The sequence below is a fragment of the Nocardia sp. GCM10030253 genome (assembly GCF_042675075.1).
Classification (GTDB): domain Bacteria; phylum Actinomycetota; class Actinomycetes; order Mycobacteriales; family Mycobacteriaceae; genus Nocardia.
The window spans coordinates 120,771-140,059 of sequence record NZ_JBHTDL010000010.1 but is presented as its reverse complement, the minus strand read 5'-3'; the positions used below and the strand labels follow the sequence as shown (position 1 = coordinate 140,059).

Sequence of the window (19,289 nt, the reverse complement as noted above, 5' to 3'; positions counted from 1 at the left end):
CGCGGCGACCAACCGACGCGAGCGGTCATACCTACGGTTCCGTAGGCAGGATTTGCTGGAACAGCTGGACCGGACCCGCCTCGAGGTGCTGTTACTCGCTGGTAAGTTAACCGGCATGACGAGTACCGATGCGTTGTTGTTCAACCCCGCCACCTACGACCCGCAGCAGTTCGACGCTGAGACGCGGCGACTGCTGAAGGCCACCATCGAGTGGTTCGAATCGCGAGGTAAGCGTCAGCTGCTTGCCGACGACGCGGACGCGGTATGGGTGTCGGAGTTTCTCGAGTTCGCCAAGAAAGAGAAGCTGTTCGCGACCTTCCTGACGCCCGCCGCTTATGCCGACGGCGACGAGAACCGGCGCTGGGACGCGGCCCGCAACGCGGCGCTTTCGGAGATCTTCGGGTTCTACGGTCTCGCGTATTGGTACGCCGAGCAGGTCACGATCCTCGGTCTCGGCCCGATCTGGCAGAGCGACAACGAGGCTGCCAAGAAGCGTGCCGCCGCCGACCTCGCCGACGGCCAGGTGATGGCATTCGGGCTGTCCGAGCGCGATCACGGCGCCGACATCTACAACACCGACCTCGTGCTGACACCGTCCGAGCCGGGTAGCGCCGATGCGGAGGCGGGAATCCTGTTCCGCGCCAACGGCACCAAGTACTACATCGGCAACGGCAACGTCGCCAGCATGGTCTCGGTGTTCTCGCGCCGCGCCGATATCGAGGGCGCCGACGGCTATGTATGGTTCGCCGCCGACAGCCGCCACGACGACTATGAGCTCATCGACAACGTCATCCACGGCCAGCTGTACGTCAGCACCTTCGCGCTGCACAACTACCCGGTGACGGCCGACGACATCCTCTCCACCGGCCCCGAGGCGTTCTCCGCGGCGCTGAACACCGTCAACGTCGGCAAGTTCAACCTGTGCCACGGCAGCATCGGCATGGTCGAGCACTCGTTCTACGAGGCGATCACGCACTCGAACAACCGCATCCTCTACGGCAATCCGGTCACCGAATTCCCACATGTGCGTACGAATTTCGTGGATGCCTATGCCCGCATCACCGCGATGAAGCTGTTCAGCGACCGCGCTGTCGACTACTTCCGCAGCGCGAGTCTCGAGGACCGCCGCTACCTGCTGTTCAACCCGATGACGAAGTCCAAGGTGACCTCCGAGGGCGAGACCGTCATGACGCTGCTGCTGGATGTGCTCGCCGCGAAGGGTTTCGAGAAGAACACCTACTTCGCCCAAGTCGCCCGCTACATCGGCACGCTGCCCCGGCTCGAGGGTACGGTGCACGTCAATGTCGGTCAGATCCTGAAGTTCATGCCGAACTACCTGTTCAACCCGAAGGACTACCCGGAGGTCGGTACCCGCCTCGACGCGGCCGACGACGAGTTCTTCTTCGCGCAGGGCCCGGCCCGTGGCGCGGGCAAGGTGCAGTTCGCCGACTGGACCCCGGTCTACGACAAGCACACCGACGTCGCGAACGTGGCCCGCTTCTACGAACAGGCCCAGGCCCTGCGCACCCTGCTGACCACGGCCGCCCCCGACGCCGACCAGCAGAAGGACCTTGACTTCATGCTGACCATCGGCCACCTGTTCTCCCTGGTGGTCTACGGCCAGCTGATCCTGGAACAGGCCGCAATCACCGGCCTGGACCGCGACGTTCTCGACCAGATCTTCGACTTCCAGATCCGCGACTTCAACACCTACGCCACCACCCTCTACGGCAAGCCCACTGCCACCCCCGCCCAACAGGCCTGGGCTGTTGGTGCCCTGCGCACCCCGCTCGCCGACCGTGAGCGGTTCGACCGCGTCTGGACCCAGGTCGCGTCCTACGACGGTGCCTACGAAATGCGCCCGTAGTCACCGCAATTCATCGGAATCGGCCGACCTCGCAACGGGGTCGGCCGATCCCGTACTACCCACCGGCACCAGGCACGACAGCTGATCGGAAACGCAGTCGTCTCGGAATTCACCTCTGTGGTCACCGACAACAGGGGTGATCCCTGATGCCGGGTGCGGCTGTCACGCCACCCGTGGTGCGTACAGAGCCGGCGGATGCTCGCCCGGGTGACGCAGCCAGCGGTGCTCGGCGGCCTGGGGCGGATCCGCACGCCTCGCGGATGCCTGCAACAGGTACAGAGCTCGATAGACAGTGCGGATCGAGGGCGTTCAGGCCTTGCCGGGGAAGGCGACGGTCGGCGGGTCGGCGCCGAGGATCGACTGCCACGTGGCCAGGCGGAGAGCGCATTCGGTGAGGGCTTCGATGCCCGTGCGGCGGACCGGCTCGGTGTCGGCGCGCTCGACCACGGAGCGCCAGGCGACCGTGCAGTCGGTTTCGACGGTGACAGCCAGGTTGGCTGCCGGGATCGGGTCGTCGACCGGGAATGGGGCCGTGTAGGCGGCGTTCGGGGGTGGGGCCGTGGCGCCTGCCGCGGTCAGGGCATCGATGGTGCTGTCGCGACGGGCGCGGTGGGCTGCGGTGTACTGGGTGACGAGGCGGTCGCGTTCGGTGGAGGCGTAGGCGTCGATCACGCCGTAGGCGTACACCGCTGCGTATTCGGCGTTCAGTGCGTCGAGCAGGGCCAGGCGTTCGGCGTCGGTCATGCCAGCAATACTCCTGCCTCGGTGGCGCAGGCCGCGCTGATGGAGGCCAACAGCCCTGCGCGGTAGCCCGATTGGGTGCGCGCGAGCTCGGCGGCCGACTGCTGGGAATCGGTGAGGCGATCCCGCAACTGGTCGACGGTCGGCGGCGCTACGGACGACACGGCGGTACCGGACGCCGCGGGCGACGGCCCGGTGTCGGCAGGCGCGTTCATCGAACGGGTGCGGTGCGTGGGGGTGGTGCCGTCGCCGTAGACCCCGACTGCTCGGTTGATCTCGGCGCGCAAGGCGTCGGCGTGCGCGGTGCGTTCGCTCGCGATCGTGGTCAGCGCGGCGTGCCGCTGTGGCGTCAGCGCGATCGCCGCGGTTGCGGCCGCGGCGTCGGCGCGGGCCAGGACCTCTTGTGCGGCAAGCGGATCCGGCTCGTAGATCGTGTCGTCGGCGCAGCCGACCGCCGCGCTGAGGGCGAGTATGCCGACTGTCCCACCACCAGCGAGTCGCAACGCGGTGCGCCGGTCGATCGCGACGCCGCGAGCGACCGACAAGCAGTCCGCGGACCCGTGCCGGTCGAGCGGAATGCCGGAGGTGCACCCGGCGTGCGGCGGGGCGGAATGGCGGATGGGCACGGCACCATCGTGCCAGATTCGCGCGGCGCCCCGGACCACCCGTCGACCGCCCAGCGCGCCCCGGACCGGCCGCCGCACGCACAGGAAACTTGCCTCAGGCCGCTGGTCCTTTACACTCTCGTGGCGCGTTACGCTAGACCTTCGGTAGAGAATTTTCCCGCCACGTCACAACTGAACCAGGAGCCGCCCCACATGCCGATGCCGACCGAGGAAAGGCTGAGCCAGCTCGTTGCTGGACTCGTCGAACGCCGAGGATTCGACCTCGAGGGCGTCGAGATTTCGACGGCCGGCAAGCACGCGGAAGCGCAGGCTCGGGTGAAGGTGATCGTGGACAGCGATGACGCTTCGGATCTGGACACCATCGCCGAACTCAGCAGGGAGCTCTCCGAGCACCTCGACGAGGCAGGCGATTTCGGCGAGACGGAGTACCTGCTGGAAGTCACCACACCCGGTATCGACCGTCCGCTCACCGTCGACCGGCACTGGCGCCGCGCCCGTGGGCGTAAAGTGCGGATCTCGCTACGACCCGGGGTGCCCGCCCCTGATTCGGGTGGATCGGACAAGTTCGAAGCCAGGGTCGGGGCGCTCGCTGACGGCACGGTGGCGCTGGTGCTCGGCGGCAAACGCAACCCGCATCGGGTCAGCGTCGCGCTCGCCGACATCGCCGAAGCCGTCGTCCAGGTCGAGTTCTCGCCGCCCGGTGCGCGTGAGCTCGAGCTTGCGGGTGGAGTCGCCCCCGGCCGTCCGCGGCCGGGACAGGAAGAAGAAGTTCCAGGAACGACCGATGCACTGCCTGAATCAGTAACAGCGTCCGATTCGCCGACCGAAGGGATCGTGGAATGAACATCGAAATCGAAGCCCTGCGCGCGATTGTCGCCGACAAGGGGATCTCGATCGAGACCGTGATCTCCGCGATCGAGTCGGCATTGCTCACCGCCTACCGGCACACCGAGGGCCACCAGCCCCACGCGCGCATCGACATCAACCAGAAGACCGGCGTGGTGCGGGTGATGGCCATGGAGGTCGACGCCGACGGCAACATGATCTCCGAATGGGACGACACCCCAGAGGGATTCGGCCGGATCGCCGCGACCACCGCGCGCCAGGTGGTGCTGCAGCGGCTGCGCGATGCCGAGAACGAGAAGTCCTTCGGCGAGTTCGCCACCCATGAGGGCGACATCGTCGGCGGCGTCGTGCAGCGTGACGCGCGCGCCAACGCCCGCGGCACCATCGTGGTGCGCATCGGCAGCGAAATGCACGGGACCGAGGGACTGATCCCGCCCGCCGAGCAGGTGCCCGGCGAAACCTACGAGCACGGCGACCGGATCAAGTGCTACGTCGTCGGCGTCTCGCGTGGCCCGCGTGGCCCGCAGATCACGCTGTCGCGGACGCACCCGAATCTGGTGCGCCGGCTGTTCGCGCTAGAGGTCCCGGAGATCGCCGACGGCTCGGTGGAGATCGTCGCGGTCGCTCGGGAGGCCGGGCATCGCTCCAAGATCGCGGTGCGCACCACCGTGCCCGGCGTCAACGCCAAGGGCGCCTGTATCGGCCCGATGGGGCAGCGCGTGCGCAACGTGATGAGCGAGCTGGCGGGCGAGAAGATCGACATCATCGATTACGCGGAGGATCCGGCGACTTTCGTCGGCAATGCGCTCTCGCCGTCGAAGGTGGTTTCGGTCACCATCGTCGATGCGGAGGCGCGCGCGGCGCGGGTGGTGGTGCCGGACTTCCAGCTCTCGCTCGCCATCGGCAAGGAAGGGCAGAACGCCCGCCTGGCCGCCCGCCTGACCGGCTGGCGCATCGATATTCGCAGCGACGCGGCCCCGGACATGGGCGGCAGTGTGCGAACGGAGGCGCATCGAAGTTGACCGACACCGCTCGCGGTGAGCCGCGTATGGGCCCGACACCGGACGCTCCGGATGACATGTTGGTAACTTCCGCGGGGGCGGGGTTCGGTGTTCCGACCGGAGCAGCGGTAGAGTGGTCTCAGGTTCAACGCGAGCCTTCGGTTTCGTTGCCCGAACGCACCACCCAGCAGCCCAAGACGCTCCAGCGTCCGGCAGCTCCGGTGCGGACGTGCATCGGATGCCGGAAGCGAGAGTTGGCCGTCGACCTGTTGCGGATCGTGGCGCGGGAATATGAGACCGAAGGAAATGGTTCTCATTTTTTTGCGGTCGTTCCCGATCCACAACGCAGACTTCCCGGACGGGGTGCCTGGTTGCACCCCGTTTCGGTTTGTTTGACCGCAGCAGAGCGACGCCGAGCATTCGGCAGAGCACTACGAGTGTCCGGACATCTGGATATCTCAGCCCTGGAGAAGTACCTCGAGAACAGGCACGAGCACTCATGAGCACACCGTGAAGCACCAACGATGAACGTCCATCGGAGATAACCCGAGGTCGTGCGGGCCCGCCTTCCCTAGGCGGAGGCACTGCTCGACCTCTCAGTGAGGAGAGCAGTGGCAGGCAAGGCCCGCGTGCACGAGTTGGCCAAAGAACTCGGTGTCACAAGCAAAGAACTACTCGCAAAGCTCAAGGAGCAAGGCGAGTTCGTGAAGTCGGCGTCCTCGACGGTGGAGGCACCTGTCGCACGTCGGCTGCGCGAGTCGGTGGCGGCGAAGTCCGCTCCGGCCAATGGAACAGCCAAGTCCGAGGCGCGTCCCGGATCCGCTTCGACGGCCCGTCCGGCCGCCAAACCCACCCCGGGTGGTCCGCGTCCGGGTCCCCGTACTCCGGCTCCGGCTCCGGCCGCCACCCCCGCGGCTCCTGCCGCGCGGGAAACCGCTGAGCCCGTTGCTCGGCCTGCCGAGCGCGTCGCCGATGCGGTGCGTCCCGGTCCGGTCGTGAAGCCGGCTCCGGCCCCCGTCGCCCGCGAGTCCGCTCCGGTTCAGGACGCCGCACAGTCGGCGCCTGCGGCACAGGCCGCTCCGGCTCCTGCCGGTCCGCGCCCGACCCCCGGTGGTCCGCGTCCCGGTCAGCCGCAGCAGCAGCGTCCCGGTACCCCGGCACAGGGCTCAGGCCCGCGTCCCGGTGGTCCCGCGGGTGGTCCGAAGCCCGGCCCCAAGACCCCTCGGGTCGGCAACAATCCGTATTCCTCGGCTCCCGAGCGTGAGCGTCCGGCGCCGCGTCCTGCCCCCGGCCAGGGCGGTCCTCGCCCGGGTCCCGGGCACGGCCCGCGTCCCGGTGCCCCCGCCCAGGGCGGCGCCCGCCCGGCTCCCGGTCAGGGCGGTCCTCGTCCGGCCGCGGGCCAGGGTGGTCCGCGTCCCGGTGGACCGCGGCCTAGCCCCGGCTCGATGCCGCCGCGCCCGAATCCCGGTGCCATGCCTGCTCGTTCGGCCCGTCCGGGTCCGGGCGGCGGCGCGGGTGCCGGTCGTCCGGGTGGACCCGGTGGCCGTCCGGGTGGACCCGGCGGTCGTCCCGGTGGCGGCGGTGGCGGTGGCGGTGGCGCCCGCGACGGTCCCGGTGGTGGCGGTGGCGGCACGGGTGCGCCCGGTGCAGGTGCCGGTGCTCCCGCGGCCGGTGGTTTCCGCGGTCGTCCCGGTGGCGGCGGTGGTCGTCCCGGTGGTCCGGGTGGACGCGGCGGCGCGGCCGGTGCGTTCGGTCGTCCCGGTGGCGCGGTCCGTCGTGGCCGTAAGTCGAAGCGGGCGAAGCGCGCCGAGTACGAGAACATGCAGGCGCCCGCCGTCGGCGGCGTTCGGCTGCCGCGCGGCAACGGCGAGATCATCCGTCTCGCCCGTGGCGCATCGCTGTCGGACTTCGCGGAGAAGATCGACGCCAACCCGGCCTCGCTGGTCCAGGCGCTGTTCAACCTCGGCGAAATGGTCACCGCGACCCAGTCGGTGAACGACGAGACCCTCGAGCTGCTCGGCAGCGAGATGAACTACGTCGTGCACGTCGTCAGCCCGGAGGACGAGGATCGCGAGCTGCTCGAAAGCTTCGACCTCACCTACGGCGAGGACGAGGGTGGCGAGGAAGACCTGCAGATCAGGCCGCCGGTGGTGACCGTCATGGGTCACGTCGACCACGGTAAGACCCGACTGCTGGACACGATCCGTAAGGCCAACGTCCGTGAGGGCGAGGCCGGTGGCATCACCCAGCACATCGGTGCCTACCAGGTGCTGACACACGTCAACGACGAAGATCGACTGATCACCTTCATCGACACCCCGGGTCACGAGGCGTTCACCGCCATGCGTGCCCGTGGTGCGAAGGCCACCGACATCGCGATCCTCGTGGTCGCGGCCGACGACGGCGTCATGCCGCAGACGGTGGAAGCGATCAACCACGCACAGGCGGCCGACGTGCCGATCGTGGTGGCGGTCAACAAGATCGACAAGGAAGGCGCGAACCCGGACAAGATCCGGCAGCAGCTGACCGAATACGGTCTGGTGACCGAGGAGTATGGCGGCGACACCATGTTCGTCGACATCTCCGCCAAGCAGGGCACCAACATCGAGGCGCTGCTGGAAGCGGTCGTGCTGACCGCGGACGCATCGCTGGACCTGCGGGCCAACCCGGATATGGACGCCCAGGGTGTCGCCATCGAGGCGCACCTCGACCGTGGCCGTGGTCCGGTGGCGACCGTGCTCATCCAGCGCGGCACGCTGCGCGTCGGCGACTCGATCGTGGCGGGCGACGCCTACGGTCGCGTCCGTCGCATGGTCGACGAGCACGGCGAGGATGTCGTCGCGGCGCTGCCGTCGCGGCCGGTCCAGGTCATCGGCTTCACGTCGGTGCCGGGCGCCGGTGACAACCTCCTGGTTGTCGACGAGGACCGCATCGCACGTCAGATCGCCGACCGCCGCAATGCGCGCAAACGCAACGCACTGGCTGCCCGCAGCCGCAAGCGGATCAGCCTGGAAGATCTGGATGCCGCACTGAAGGAGACTTCGGAGCTGAACCTGATCCTCAAGGGCGACAACTCCGGTACCGTCGAGGCCCTCGAAGAGGCTCTGCTCGGTATCCAGGTGGACGACGAGGTGCGCCTGCGGGTCATCGACCGCGGTGTCGGTGGTGTCACCGAGACCAACGTCAACCTGGCGTCGGCGTCGAACGCGATCATCATCGGGTTCAACGTCCGTGCCGAGGGCAAGGCGACCGAGCTGGCCAACCGCGAAGGCGTGGACATCCGGTACTACTCGGTGATCTACCAGGCCATCGACGAGATCGAGAAGGCCCTCAAGGGCATGCTCAAGCCGATCTACGAAGAGGTCGAGCTCGGTCGCGCCGAGATCCGTGCGATCTTCCGGTCCTCCAAGATCGGCAACATCGCGGGCTGCATGGTCACCTCGGGCTCGGTCAAGCGCAATGCGAAGGCCAGGCTGCTGCGTGACAACGTGGTGGTCGCCGAGACGATGTCGATTTCCTCCCTGAAGCGTGAGAAGGATGACGCCGCCGAGGTCCGCGAGGGCTTCGAATGCGGTATGACCGTCACCTACTCCGACATCAAGGAAGGCGACATCATCGAGGCCTACGAGCTGCGTGAGAAGCCGCGCGACTGATAGTCCGAGCACGTCGCGTCCGCCCGTCACTCCGGTGAAAGCCGGGGTCCGGGCGGGCGCGGCCTGACGGTCCGGTCGTTTCGACACTGAAGAGGTGTGTGTGTACCTCGGTGCACTGGAGTTCGACATCCTGCTCGGTGATGTGCATTCGCTGAAAGAGAAGCGCTCGGTGATTCGGCCGGTCCTGGCCGAATTGCAGCGCTTCGGGGTGAGTGCCGCCGAGGGCGGAGAACACGATCGGCATCGCCGGTCGTTGCTGGGAGTTGCCATGGTCAGTTCCGGAATGGATCACCTGACCGAGGTACTCGACAAATGTGAGCGGCACGTTGCCGCCCGTCCGGAGTTAGAGTTGCTGGCAGTGCGCCGCAGGATCTTCGGACCCGAAGACTGACGATTTATTGCTGAGGAGGGTTCAGCCATGGTGGATCAAGCCAGGGCACGCCGACTCGCCAAGCGGATTTCCGCGATCGTGGCGACCGCGATCGAATACGAGGTGAAGGATCCGCGGCTGAATTTCGTGACCATCACCGACGCCAAAGTCTCCCCGGATCTGCGGGACGCCAAGGTGTACTACACCGTATTGGGCGAAAGCCTGGACGTCGAACCCGATTACGAGGGTGCGGCTATGGGTCTGGAGAAGGCGAAGGGCGTGCTGCGTTCGAAGGTGGGCGCCGGTACCGGCGTGAAGTTCACCCCGACGCTGGCCTTCGTGCTCGACAAGGTACCGGAGGTGGCGGCGGACATGGAGGCGCTGCTGGCCAAGGCCAGAGCCGCCGATGAAGCGGTGGCGAAGGTGGCGGCCAATGCGACGCACGCGGGCGAATCCGACCCATACAAGGTCGAACGCGACACCGACGAGTGACTTGCGGTAGGCAATGACGACGATGCCCGAAGCAGTCGGTCTCGACGCGGCGGATCTCGATGCGGCTGTCGCGGCGCTGACGGCCGCACGGTCGGTCACCATCCTGTGCCATGTGCAGCCCGACGCCGACACCATCGGCAGTGGGCTGGCGTTGGCGTTGGTACTGCAGCGTCGCGGCATTCCGGTGTGCGTATCGTTCGCCGAACCTGCCGAGTTGCCCGTTTCGATGCGGTCGCTGCCGGGTGTGCATCATCTGGTCGCGCCCGCACAGGTACCGCGTGAGGTGGACCTGCTCATCGCCGTGGACTGCGGCAGCGCGGGCAGGCTCGGCGCGCTCGCCGACCGATTGTCCGGCGCCGCAACGACACTGGTGCTCGATCATCACCGATCCAACACCAGGTTCGGGACGATCAATGTGGTCGATCCGAACGCGGAGTCGACTACCAGCGTGATCGTCCCACTGCTCGATGCCTGGCAGGTGCCGATCGATCCCGAAGTGGCGCACTGCCTTTACGCAGGGCTGGTTACCGACACCGGCTCCTTCCGTTGGGTCCGCCCCGGGACGCACCGCCTCGCCGAACGACTGCTGTCCACCGGCATCGACGGTGCGGAGATCTCCCGCACGCTGATGGACACCCACCCGTTCGACTGGCTACCGATGCTGTCGCGCGTCCTGGGTTCCGCGCAGTTGGTGCCCTCGGCGAACGGCGGCACCGGCCTTGTGTACGCGTTCGTGCGCCGCGCCGACGCGGCCGAGGTGAGCTCGGAGGAGGCGGAGAGCGTCATCGACATCGTCCGTACCGTGGCCGAAGCAGGCGTCGCCGCGGTCTTCAAGGAATCACGCACCATCTCGGAGCGCTGGATCGTGTCGCTGCGCTCCCGCGACACCACCCCCGGCGCCCACGACGGCGTCGACGTGGCCGCGATAGCAACCACTTTGGGCGGCGGCGGCCACCGCTTCGCCGCCGGTTACACCACCAACGGCACTCCCGACACGATCGTCGCGGCGCTGCTGGCCGCCCTCGGGTGAACGATCCTCGGCGTCGCGTCGAACCCTGCTCGCCTCGGCCCGAGCTACCGCATCGCCGGTCGAGTTCGATCATGCGGCGAACCTCGCGTGCCGCAGCAGAACGATGGCCGTCGCGGACGATTGCCGTGGTCGAGTGTGGCCGCCTCTCGCGTGTCGCAGGGCGTCGGCCAGCTCGCCGACCAGGGCCGTCTCGAGCTGCACAGTGGAGCCGTCGTCGAGGTCCGCGATGTGCAGCAGCCGGTCCCCGGCGTCACCGTGCACAAGGGCTGAGACAGTGCGCGGCAGCGATTGCTGAGCTGGGAGTTCAGGTTTCGCCCACGAATTCGTGGTGGCGAGTTTCGGTCCCGTCGGTCGGGCTCGCCTTCGATCTGTGTCGTACCCAGCCGCTATATCTTGTGCGACAGCAAGGTTCGGCAGGGGGAGGTGTTGGTGAGCGCTGAGGATCTCGGCGGGGGCGCGGGGAACGATCGAGCGGGCATTGTCGCGTCGCAGGAGCGCGCTGATTCGGCGGCGGATGCCGGGCCGCGGCGGATTCTCGGGCTTGCGGTGCCGACGCTGGGGGTGCTCGTCGCCGAACCGATCTACTTGCTGTTCGATCTTGCGGTGGTCGGGCGGCTCGGGGCGTTGGCGCTGGCCGGTCTTGCGGTCGGGGGATTGATTCTGGCTCAGGCGAGCTCGCAGCTGACCTTCCTGTCCTACGGCACGACGGCGCGTGCGGCGCGCAGGCATGGCGCGGGGGATGAGCGCGGGGCGGTAGCCGAAGGGGTGCAGGCGACGTGGATCGCGGTGGTGTTGGGGGCGCTGATTCTTATTGCTGTGCAGGCGTTCGCGGCTCCGCTGACGAGCGTGATCGCGGGCGGTGGGGATATCGCGGCGGAGGCGCTGCTCTGGGTGCGGATCGCGTTGTTCGGCGTGCCGTTGATCCTGATCGCGATGGCGGGCAATGGGTGGCTGCGCGGGGTGCAGGAGACTCGTCGGCCGCTGTTGTTCGTTGTTGCCGGGCTATCGATTTCGGGAGTGCTGTGCCCGGTGCTGGTGCACGGGTTGCTCGGCGCGCCGCGGCTGGAGCTACCGGGATCCGCGGTGGCCAACGTTGCCGGCCAGGCCTTGACAGCGGTGTTGTTCCTGAGTGCCTTGGTGCGCGAACGTATTCCGCTGGCTCCGCACTGGTCGGTGATGCGGGCGCAAATGTTGCTCGGTCGTGACCTGATCGTCCGAAGTCTCGCCTTCCAAGCCTGTTTCGTCTCTGCGGCCGCCGTTGCCTCCCGATTCGGCGCTGCCTCCGTCGCCGCCCACCAACTGGTCCTGCAACTCTGGAATTTCCTTGCGTTGACCTTGGATTCGCTCGCGATCGCCGCGCAAACCCTGGTCGGGGCCGCGCTCGGAGCCGGTGACGCGCGAGGCGCGCGCAGTCTGGCCCGGCGTATCACGCGCTGGTCGGAGATCTTCGCACTGATCCTGGCGGCCTTCTTCGCCGCGGGCGCCGTCGTGATCCCGAAACTTTTCACCGACGACCCCGCCGTACTGGACCGCACCCACGTCGCCTGGTGGTTCTTCGTCGCCATTATCCCGGTCGCGGGCATCGTCTTCGCACTCGACGGCGTCCTCCTCGGCGCGGGCGACGCCGCCTATCTGCGCACTACCACTCTCGGCGCGGCACTGATCGGTTTCCTCCCGGCGATTTGGCTGTCGTTGGCCTTCGACTGGGGCCTCGCCGGAATCTGGTCCGGCCTGGTCGGATTCATGGTGCTGCGGTTGATCGCCGTGGTCTGGAGGGCCGAGTCGGGCCGTTGGGCACAGGTCGGCATGGAAGTTCCTGGCCGGGGGCGCGCCGCCACCTGAACTCGGAAACTGGGTAGCGTGCCCCGGTTTGGGAGCTGAGCTCACCTTCCGGCGGTGTTCCGGGCAGTGCTGGGTGCGTCGTGTGCGGTACCCGGCTTACCTCCCGCAGTTGGTGAGTGATGGTCGAGTTCCGGCGTGGTCATCTGGCTGTGGTTGCGTGTCGGACAAAATTGTCCTCACACCCCGTGTTGCGACTTCACACCGCGTATGCGGGGTGTGTGGTTATGGGACGGGGTGTGCGGACGATTGTCGGGGGGTGTCGACTTGCGACACGGGGTGTGTTGGCCTGTCCTGGGAGGTTGTGCCTCCCGGTGGTGTCCCGGCAGTGCTGGGTGCGTCGTGTGTGGTACCCGGCTTGGTCTTCCGCAACTCAGGCAGGCAGGCACACGGCTTCCGGCGTGGGGACTGGCTGTGGTTGCGTTTTCGGGCGGTAGAGAAATCGTCCGGACACCCCTTGTTGTGACTGCGCACTCGGTGTACGGGGTGTGTGGTTAGGGGACGGGGTGTGCGGACGACTGTTGGGGGGTGTGGAGTTGCGACACGGGGTGTGCGGACGCCGGTCGGGGGGTGTGTTTCGGGTCGGAGCGAAGCGAGGGGAGCGAGGGGAGCGAAATGGTGGCTGTGTCGTGTTGGGGGAGCCGACCTTTCCTCCGCTCGACCATTCTCTGTGCTTGTTTGTGGTTTTCCGTCTCGAGACGGGACCACAGCCAGTCTTCACGCTGGAAGCTGTGTGCCTGCCGCCTGGGTTGCGGAAGACCAAGTCGGGTACGGCACACGACGTGCCCAGCACTGCCCCGGGTAAACCACTGGTAGCCCAACTTCCCTAGACCAGGTCAACCGTGGAGTCCCGGCTCGAGACGGGACCACAGCCAGTCCTCACGCTGGAAACCGTGTGCCTGCCTGCTCGGGTTGCGGAAGACCAAGTCGGGTACGGCTCTCGACGTGCCCAGCACTGCCCGGTAATCCCTTGGATGGCAGACAAAGCGAGCTGCCTCATGGCGCAGGGTCGGTCAGCGCTCGACGTACCGGCGCACGACGACCGTTGCGGGGCGAATGGAGCGGCCGGAGACGGTGAGGCCGGGTTGACGCAGGCCATCGACGGTGCGATCCGCTGCTGGGTCATCGGTTTTCGTGACGTCGGCCGCCTCCATGGTCAGTGCGTCGAAGGGCGTGTCAGGGCGGGGCGTGACGATGGCTCCGCCGCGGCCGACGATGAGGCGTTCGACGCGGGTGGCGATGGCGTCGAAGGCGTCGCGCTCGCGGGGGGACTCAGCGGTTGCGGCGCAGGCGATGGTGTCGGCATGCAGGGCGAACAGTTCTACGACGAGGGGAAGATCGGTACCAGCGCGGTCCCGCTCGGCGCGGTCCTTGGCATCGTCGACCATGCGCTCGATGGTGGCGGCCTGGCGGGCGATCACTCGGGACAGGTCCTCGATACGCTCGGCGAGCTGGTCGAGCGTGGTCTCCGGATCTTCGGTCGACCGGGCGGCTGGTTCCGTCATGTTCGCACCATAACCGGACCCGGTCGATCGGGTTGTGTACCAGCCGAATACGGCTGGGTTCCGGTCGGATCCGGCTGCTACGATCGCGTCTCATGGGGGTTTACGGCATCGACCTGGGCACCACGAACTCGGCCATCGCGCGGATCGACGCCGACGGCCGCCCCGAAATCATGGTCGGGATGACCGGCGACTCGACGGTTCCCTCGGTGGTGCTGTTCGCGTCCGCACACGATCACCTCGTCGGCGAAGGCGCGCGACGCCAGGCCCGGCTGGATCCGGAACACGTGTGCGCGTTGGTCAAGCGCCGAATGGGCGACACCGAGTGGCGGTTCGCGGCGCACGGCGAGACGTGGTCGGCGCCCGCGGTATCGGCGCTCATCCTGAAAAGTCTTGCCTCCGATGCCGAATTCGGTGGTGGCGAGCCGGTGAAACGCGCTGTCATCACCGTGCCGGCCTACTTCGGAGACGAGGAGCGTCGCGCGACAATCCAGGCGGGCAGTTACGCCGGTTTCGATGTCGCCGGTGTGCTGTCCGAGCCGATCGCCGCGGCGCTGTCGTACGGGTTCGGACGGCTCGACGGCAGTATGGATGTCGACAAGCAAGGAGCGCGCGAGACCGTACTCGTCTATGACCTCGGCGGTGGCACCTTCGACGCCACCGTCATCGAACTCGCCGATCGCCGCATCTCGGTGCTCGCCGTCGAGGGTGACCATCAGCTCGGCGGCGCGGACTGGGACGAGCGGATTGCGCTCTATCTGTCGCAGCAATTCTGTGCGGCCAATCCGGATGCCGAAGACCCACTCGATGATTCGGCGGGATCACAGATGCTGGTGCTGGCCGCCGAGCGCGCCAAGCGCGAGTTGAGCGACGCCGACAGCACCGACGTGGTGGTCGCACACGACGGCGCAAGGGCCGTCATTTCGCTGACGCGCGACGACGTCGAGGCGATGACCGCCTCACTGATGCGGCGCACGATCGATCTCACCCGCGACTGTTTGGCCGCGGCAGGTAAGCGCGGTATTTCGGCTGTCGACCGTTTGCTGCTGGTGGGCGGTTCCTCTCGAATGCCCATGGTGGAGCGCGAACTTCAGCAGGAACTCGGGCTGGTCGGCGAACTGCGAGATCCCGATCTGTCGGTGGCTCGCGGCGCCGCGCTGTACGGCGAGAAGCTCGAGATGGAGCGGTTGATCATCGCGGACCTGGTCACGCGGGGCAGGCTGCGCGACGGGGCGAGCATTCAAGATGCGCCGCAACAGGATCTGGACAGCGCGATCGGGAGGGTCGCCGCGTCGTTCGGGCAGCCGGTGGGCCTGGTGCGCCGGATGCTGGAAATTCAGGTCGACACGGTGGTGTCACGCGGATTCGGCGTGCTCGCGCTGGACCATCAGTACGGGCTGGCGGCCACCTGGCTGGTGAACCGCAATCAGACGTTGCCGGTGCGGGTGCGACGGTCCTTCGGCACGGTCCGCCCGGATCAGGACGAGATCGCCTTGACCATCGTCGAGCAGCAGGGCCAGGCGGCGTCGATGCGGCCCGAAGACACGAAAGTGCTGATAGAAGGGCGAATTCGGGGGATTCCGCCTGGGTATCCCGAAGGCAGCGAGGTGCGGGTGACCTTCGAAATGGGCTTCGACGGCGTGCTGCACGTGACGGCACACCATATAGACGCCGATATCCCGTTGGTCCTCTCGACGCAGACCGGCGCGACGTTGTCACAAGCGGACGTGGAGCGCGAGCTGGATCAGGTCCAGCGCTCGCGCCGTCGTAGTAGCTGAGGCACGCCGTGCAGGCCTTCAACCCGAACGACTACCGCAAGCGGGTGCTCGCCGAGGTCGAGCGCAGAGGCGGCATCGAGCACTCGGATCCGTTCGAGCTCTACGACATTCCGCTGGACGAAGCGGACACACTGAGCGAATCCGAGGTAGCCGCGCAGGTCGCGGAGGTGTGGGGCTTCTGGCAGCGCCAGCGCGATCATCCGAAGTATCGGGTGTTGGTCGGATTGCTGGTCGGTGCCCATCCCACACTGTCGGAGCTGGTGCTGGTGGCCGGATCGCGGCGGGCCGAGGCGGCGCGGGTGCGGGAGATGCGTGCCAAGCGCGATGCCGACCGGTACGAGATGCTCGATACCGCGATATCCCGATTGGTGCAGCGCCACGGTGGTGTTCCGGCCGGGAAGGTCGAGGGGTTGGCGGAGATCGGCGCAATGGGCGGGCTCAGCGCTGCGGAGGTCGCGACGCGCCTGCGCAGGCACCGGGTCATCGCCGACGCCGAACCAGCGCCCGTGGCCCCCAGCGTGCTCACCGACCAGCGCAGGCGGCAAATCAGGCAATTGCTCAGCGAGTGGGAACGGCTGCTGGAGGGGCCGCCGACACCGACGTTGTTCGCCCTGCTCGGAATGGATTCCACGAAGGCGGGCCAGACCAACGAGATCCGGCTGCGCGCCGAGGCGTTGCGCGCCCGATCTCGGGAGCTGCCGCCAGGGCGGATCCGAGTGGTGTTGGACGAATTGCTGATTCACGTCCACGACCTACTCGAGTCCGGTGATTCCGCCGTCCAGGAATATCTGCGCGCGGTGATCGAGGACGTCGCAGGAGAGCTGCGTCCGAAGGTCAGGGCCGCGGTGCTTGTCGAAGACCAACTGGTGGGTGATGACTTCCAGTACCTCGTGGACGAGGCGATCGCGCAGGGACTCGACCGCGTCGCCGCCACCCGTCTGCTCACCGATCTGGCTACGGAACTCGGTGCCCGCGTAGAGGATTCGCCGCGTGGCGGGCCCGCATTCCCACCGGCGTCGCCGCCGCGAGCAGCCGCACCACGGCAATGGGAGACACCGCTGAAGGCGGCACGAGCAGCGTTGCGGGCGGGCCGCCCGGCCGAGGCGGCACGTCAGGTCACCGAGGCGCGTCGACTTCTCGGCGCCGATGATGACGGGCTGACGCCCATCCGGTCGGTGGCCGACGAAGTGGACAGGGTGCTCGCCGAGGCCGCATTACACTGGCGAAGCGCGAGCGCCGCGTGCGCCGCAAAGCGGTATGTCGAGGCATTGCCGCACCTGGAGTCCTTGCAGCGCACCGCCTCCGATGTACCGCCCCCTGCGGATGTTCGCGCCCTCGACGAGTTGCTCGCCGAAGCCCGAGCCGCGATTGCCGAAGCGGACCGACTTGTCACCGAGGCGCAGGCAGGCCCCGCCGACGCTCGGCTGCGCGGTTTGCTCGACGCCCAGGCCATCTGCGCTGATCATGCCGCCGCGGCAGCCGCACTCGCGGCAGCGCCGGTCGAGGCCCCGACCCGTGTCGAGGCCACCCGAATGGCGAACGGATCGATCCGGGTGGTCTGGTCGCCGTCGTCGACAGGCACCGTCGACTACCGAGTGACCCGCCTGCAGCCGGACGGCTCCTGGCGCGTAGTCGGCCGCACCAAAGCCACCGACCTGGAAGACGGCGGCGCGCCCGCCGGACCACCGCCCGTGTACGCCGTGGCCGCTGTAGTGGCTGGGAAATACTCGGAGATCACCCGGTCCGACACAGTCCCCGCTGCTGCACCTCAGAGCGTAGATGCGTCACCGAAACCCACTGGTGAGCAACAACTCTCACCGTCTCAACAGTCGATCGACCATTCGACGCGGGACAGTGGTTGGCACTCGCGGGGCGATCTTGCTCCCTCGCAGGGTGATCCCGCACACCGGCAAGACGAGCCTGATCCCAGTGGAATCCCCGCCGTCACCAACCTGGCCGAACAAGGTGGCCTCCTGGTCTTCGCCTGGCCGAGCGGCGTCACCGAAGTCCTGATCGTCGCCCGCGCCGACGAACCGCCGAGCACCCCGGACGACTCGCAAGCTCGCGCGTGGAAGGTCACCAACGCGCGCTACGACATCGACGGCGGCGTCCGCATCCCCGAAGACATCGACCGCCCATGCCACATCGCGATTGCCTCCTGCCGCCGCGAAGCCACGGGAAAACTCATTGTCGCTGCGGGTTTCGCAGCCACCGCCCGGATCCGCTGGGAACGCTAGCGGAACTGTGCTGCGGTTAGCGTTCGCCCGCCGGACTGTCATCGTTTCACCAGGCGCCGCGAGTGGAAGGCCCACCACTGCAGCGGATTTCGCGCCGGCTTCGCAGCAGCCGCTTCGCCTCCGTGACGATGTCGGCGGCAAGCTCGGCGGGCGTGGCGGTCTGGTTGGCCTTCCAGTCGCCGTACCGGTTCACGTACTCGAGCAGCGGACGCAGTGAGTCGGGTCGGCCCAGCTGCGCCCAGGCCTCGTACCGGATGACGTCGCCGCCGATGGCCGGTGGCAAGCTTCCGTTCACGATCTGGCGAAGCCACCAGCCGACCAACAGGTGTCGGACCTCGAACTCATCGGCTGGAAACGTCGCTGCCAGGTCGAACTCGTCCACGACCTGGTCGAACAGACCCGCCGCACGGTCCTTCTCGTGGCGGGAGAGACCGGCGAGCAGGGGCAGTGACTCGCTCTCGATGTCGAGTACCAGCGCCACCAGCCCCGCCTGGATCAGCTGCGCCGGCTCCACCCGACGCCCGATGAGGCGTTCCAGGGCAAGCATGCGCAGGTGCTCGACGGCTTCCTCGGGACTGACGGCATAGGGATCGGGCGGCGTGATGAACGTCGCCCACGGTGGCCCACCGTTGTCGCCGAGGAGGTACGACCAGAAGGGAGCCGTCGCCCAGGCGGATCCGAGGTGTTCGGACGGCCCGCTGAACTGGTGCCGGAGATAGTCGGCCAGGTCGTTGCCGCAGTAGATGACGTCGGATCGGTGGACCGATAGCACCGGCTGGTGAGCCCCGGTGCGATCTCGACAGGCAGCAGGCGCTGGAACTCGCGGGCGGCCTCAGGCGCGAGCCTGACGGACGGACGCACAGTCATAACGGGAGCGTAGCCGCCGGTCAGCAGGTGCTGAATCGCGGCAAATTGCCGTAGGTGCTAGGAGGCATGGGCGTCGGAGCGGCTGGGGCCGTCACACCGACTGGTCGGGTCGGATGGTGAGGTGTTCGAGGGCAAGCGCCAGGCCCAACAGGTGCTGATGCCCGCCCCGGTCCACACCCGGCCGGAGCGGACGAAGATCGGGTCGGCGTCGACCCTCACCTTCGGATCGGCCGCGAGCAGCGCCGCGGTCGACCAGTGCGTGATCGCCCGCCCGTCCAGCAGCCCGGCGGCCGCGGGCAAGCGAGAGTCTCGTCGGTCATATCGAGCGTCTACCTGGCAGAACGAACAGCTTGCCGCAGGGGATCGCGGGCGCGAGAGTGCCCGATCGGTGTAATGACACTGGGGTGACAGCGAGTTCGAAGCAAGAACCTGTCAGAGTA

Annotated in this window: 16 protein-coding genes and 1 pseudogene; 12 read left to right on the top strand and 5 right to left on the bottom strand. The window is 67.6% G+C overall.

Translation table 11 applies throughout. From position 1 onward, the window contains the following. Positions 1 to 115: 115 nt before the first annotated feature. Complete coding sequence (locus ACFQZZ_RS23325; RefSeq protein WP_378684497.1) at positions 116 to 1,867, top strand: acyl-CoA dehydrogenase family protein; 1,752 nt, start codon at positions 116 to 118, stop codon at positions 1,865 to 1,867. Positions 1,868 to 2,176: 309 nt separating this feature from the next. Here ACFQZZ_RS23325 and ACFQZZ_RS23320 read toward each other — a convergent pair whose 3' ends face one another. Further along, entirely contained in the window at positions 2,177 to 2,611 is a 435-nt protein-coding gene (locus tag ACFQZZ_RS23320; protein WP_378684494.1) for a ferritin-like domain-containing protein, read from the bottom strand. Further along, a complete protein-coding gene (locus ACFQZZ_RS23315; RefSeq protein ID WP_378685085.1) occupies positions 2,608 to 3,129 on the bottom strand; it encodes a hypothetical protein in 522 nt (173 codons plus the stop codon). Before ACFQZZ_RS23315 ends, ACFQZZ_RS23320 begins: the two co-directional genes overlap by 4 nt. A 297-nt stretch (positions 3,130 to 3,426) precedes the next feature. On the opposite strand from ACFQZZ_RS23315, the gene rimP reads away from it, so the two are divergent. From rimP to ACFQZZ_RS23270, 9 genes are all read left to right on the top strand, one after another. Beyond that, entirely contained in the window at positions 3,427 to 4,077 is a 651-nt protein-coding gene (gene rimP, locus ACFQZZ_RS23310; protein ID WP_378684491.1) for a ribosome maturation factor RimP, read from the top strand. After that, the gene (gene nusA / locus ACFQZZ_RS23305) at positions 4,074 to 5,102 is read left to right on the top strand and encodes a transcription termination factor NusA (RefSeq protein WP_378684489.1); all 1,029 of its coding nucleotides are present in this window, start codon (positions 4,074 to 4,076) and stop codon (positions 5,100 to 5,102) included. Before rimP ends, nusA begins: the two co-directional genes overlap by 4 nt. Positions 5,103 to 5,248: 146 nt before the next feature. After that, complete coding sequence (locus ACFQZZ_RS23300; protein WP_378684486.1) at positions 5,249 to 5,584, top strand: YlxR family protein; 336 nt, start codon at positions 5,249 to 5,251, stop codon at positions 5,582 to 5,584. Positions 5,585 to 5,692: 108 nt separating this feature from the next. Further along, a complete protein-coding gene (gene infB / locus ACFQZZ_RS23295) occupies positions 5,693 to 8,734 on the top strand; it encodes a translation initiation factor IF-2 (RefSeq protein WP_378684483.1) in 3,042 nt (1,013 codons plus the stop codon). Positions 8,735 to 8,834: 100 nt separating this feature from the next. Continuing rightward, on the top strand, positions 8,835 to 9,125 hold the full coding sequence (locus tag ACFQZZ_RS23290) for a DUF503 domain-containing protein (RefSeq protein ID WP_328413231.1): 291 nt from the start codon (positions 8,835 to 8,837) through the stop codon (positions 9,123 to 9,125). Between the two features lie 27 nt (positions 9,126 to 9,152). Next, positions 9,153 to 9,596, top strand: a complete 444-nt coding sequence (rbfA, locus tag ACFQZZ_RS23285; RefSeq protein WP_378684480.1) for a 30S ribosome-binding factor RbfA — start codon at positions 9,153 to 9,155, stop codon at positions 9,594 to 9,596. Between the two features lie 13 nt (positions 9,597 to 9,609). After that, on the top strand, positions 9,610 to 10,626 hold the full coding sequence (locus ACFQZZ_RS23280; RefSeq protein ID WP_378684477.1) for a bifunctional oligoribonuclease/PAP phosphatase NrnA: 1,017 nt from the start codon (positions 9,610 to 9,612) through the stop codon (positions 10,624 to 10,626). Positions 10,627 to 10,761: 135 nt separating this feature from the next. After that, the gene (locus tag ACFQZZ_RS23275; protein WP_378684474.1) at positions 10,762 to 10,896 is read left to right on the top strand and encodes a hypothetical protein; all 135 of its coding nucleotides are present in this window, start codon (positions 10,762 to 10,764) and stop codon (positions 10,894 to 10,896) included. Positions 10,897 to 11,103: 207 nt separating this feature from the next. Then, a complete protein-coding gene (locus ACFQZZ_RS23270; RefSeq protein ID WP_378685082.1) occupies positions 11,104 to 12,468 on the top strand; it encodes an MATE family efflux transporter in 1,365 nt (454 codons plus the stop codon). 1,010 nt (positions 12,469 to 13,478) lie between these two features. On the opposite strand, the gene ACFQZZ_RS23265 is transcribed toward ACFQZZ_RS23270, so the two are convergent. Then, entirely contained in the window at positions 13,479 to 13,970 is a 492-nt protein-coding gene (locus ACFQZZ_RS23265; RefSeq protein ID WP_378684471.1) for a nucleotide exchange factor GrpE, read from the bottom strand. Positions 13,971 to 14,062: 92 nt separating this feature from the next. Between ACFQZZ_RS23265 and ACFQZZ_RS23260 the strand changes: the two genes are divergently transcribed. Both ACFQZZ_RS23260 and ACFQZZ_RS23255 read left to right on the top strand, forming a co-directional pair. Next, a complete protein-coding gene (locus tag ACFQZZ_RS23260) occupies positions 14,063 to 15,745 on the top strand; it encodes an Hsp70 family protein (protein ID WP_378684468.1) in 1,683 nt (560 codons plus the stop codon). An 8-nt stretch (positions 15,746 to 15,753) separates the two neighbouring features. Next, complete coding sequence (locus ACFQZZ_RS23255) at positions 15,754 to 17,982, top strand: Ig-like domain repeat protein (protein WP_378684465.1); 2,229 nt, start codon at positions 15,754 to 15,756, stop codon at positions 17,980 to 17,982. 46 nt (positions 17,983 to 18,028) lie between these two features. Here ACFQZZ_RS23255 and ACFQZZ_RS23250 read toward each other — a convergent pair whose 3' ends face one another. Further along, positions 18,029 to 18,754, bottom strand: a complete 726-nt coding sequence (locus ACFQZZ_RS23250; protein ID WP_378684463.1) for a hypothetical protein — start codon at positions 18,752 to 18,754, stop codon at positions 18,029 to 18,031. Positions 18,755 to 19,002: 248 nt separating this feature from the next. After that, positions 19,003 to 19,149: pseudogene (locus ACFQZZ_RS23245) on the bottom strand (AraC family transcriptional regulator); the annotation flags it as partial. Positions 19,150 to 19,289: the final 140 nt, after the last annotated feature.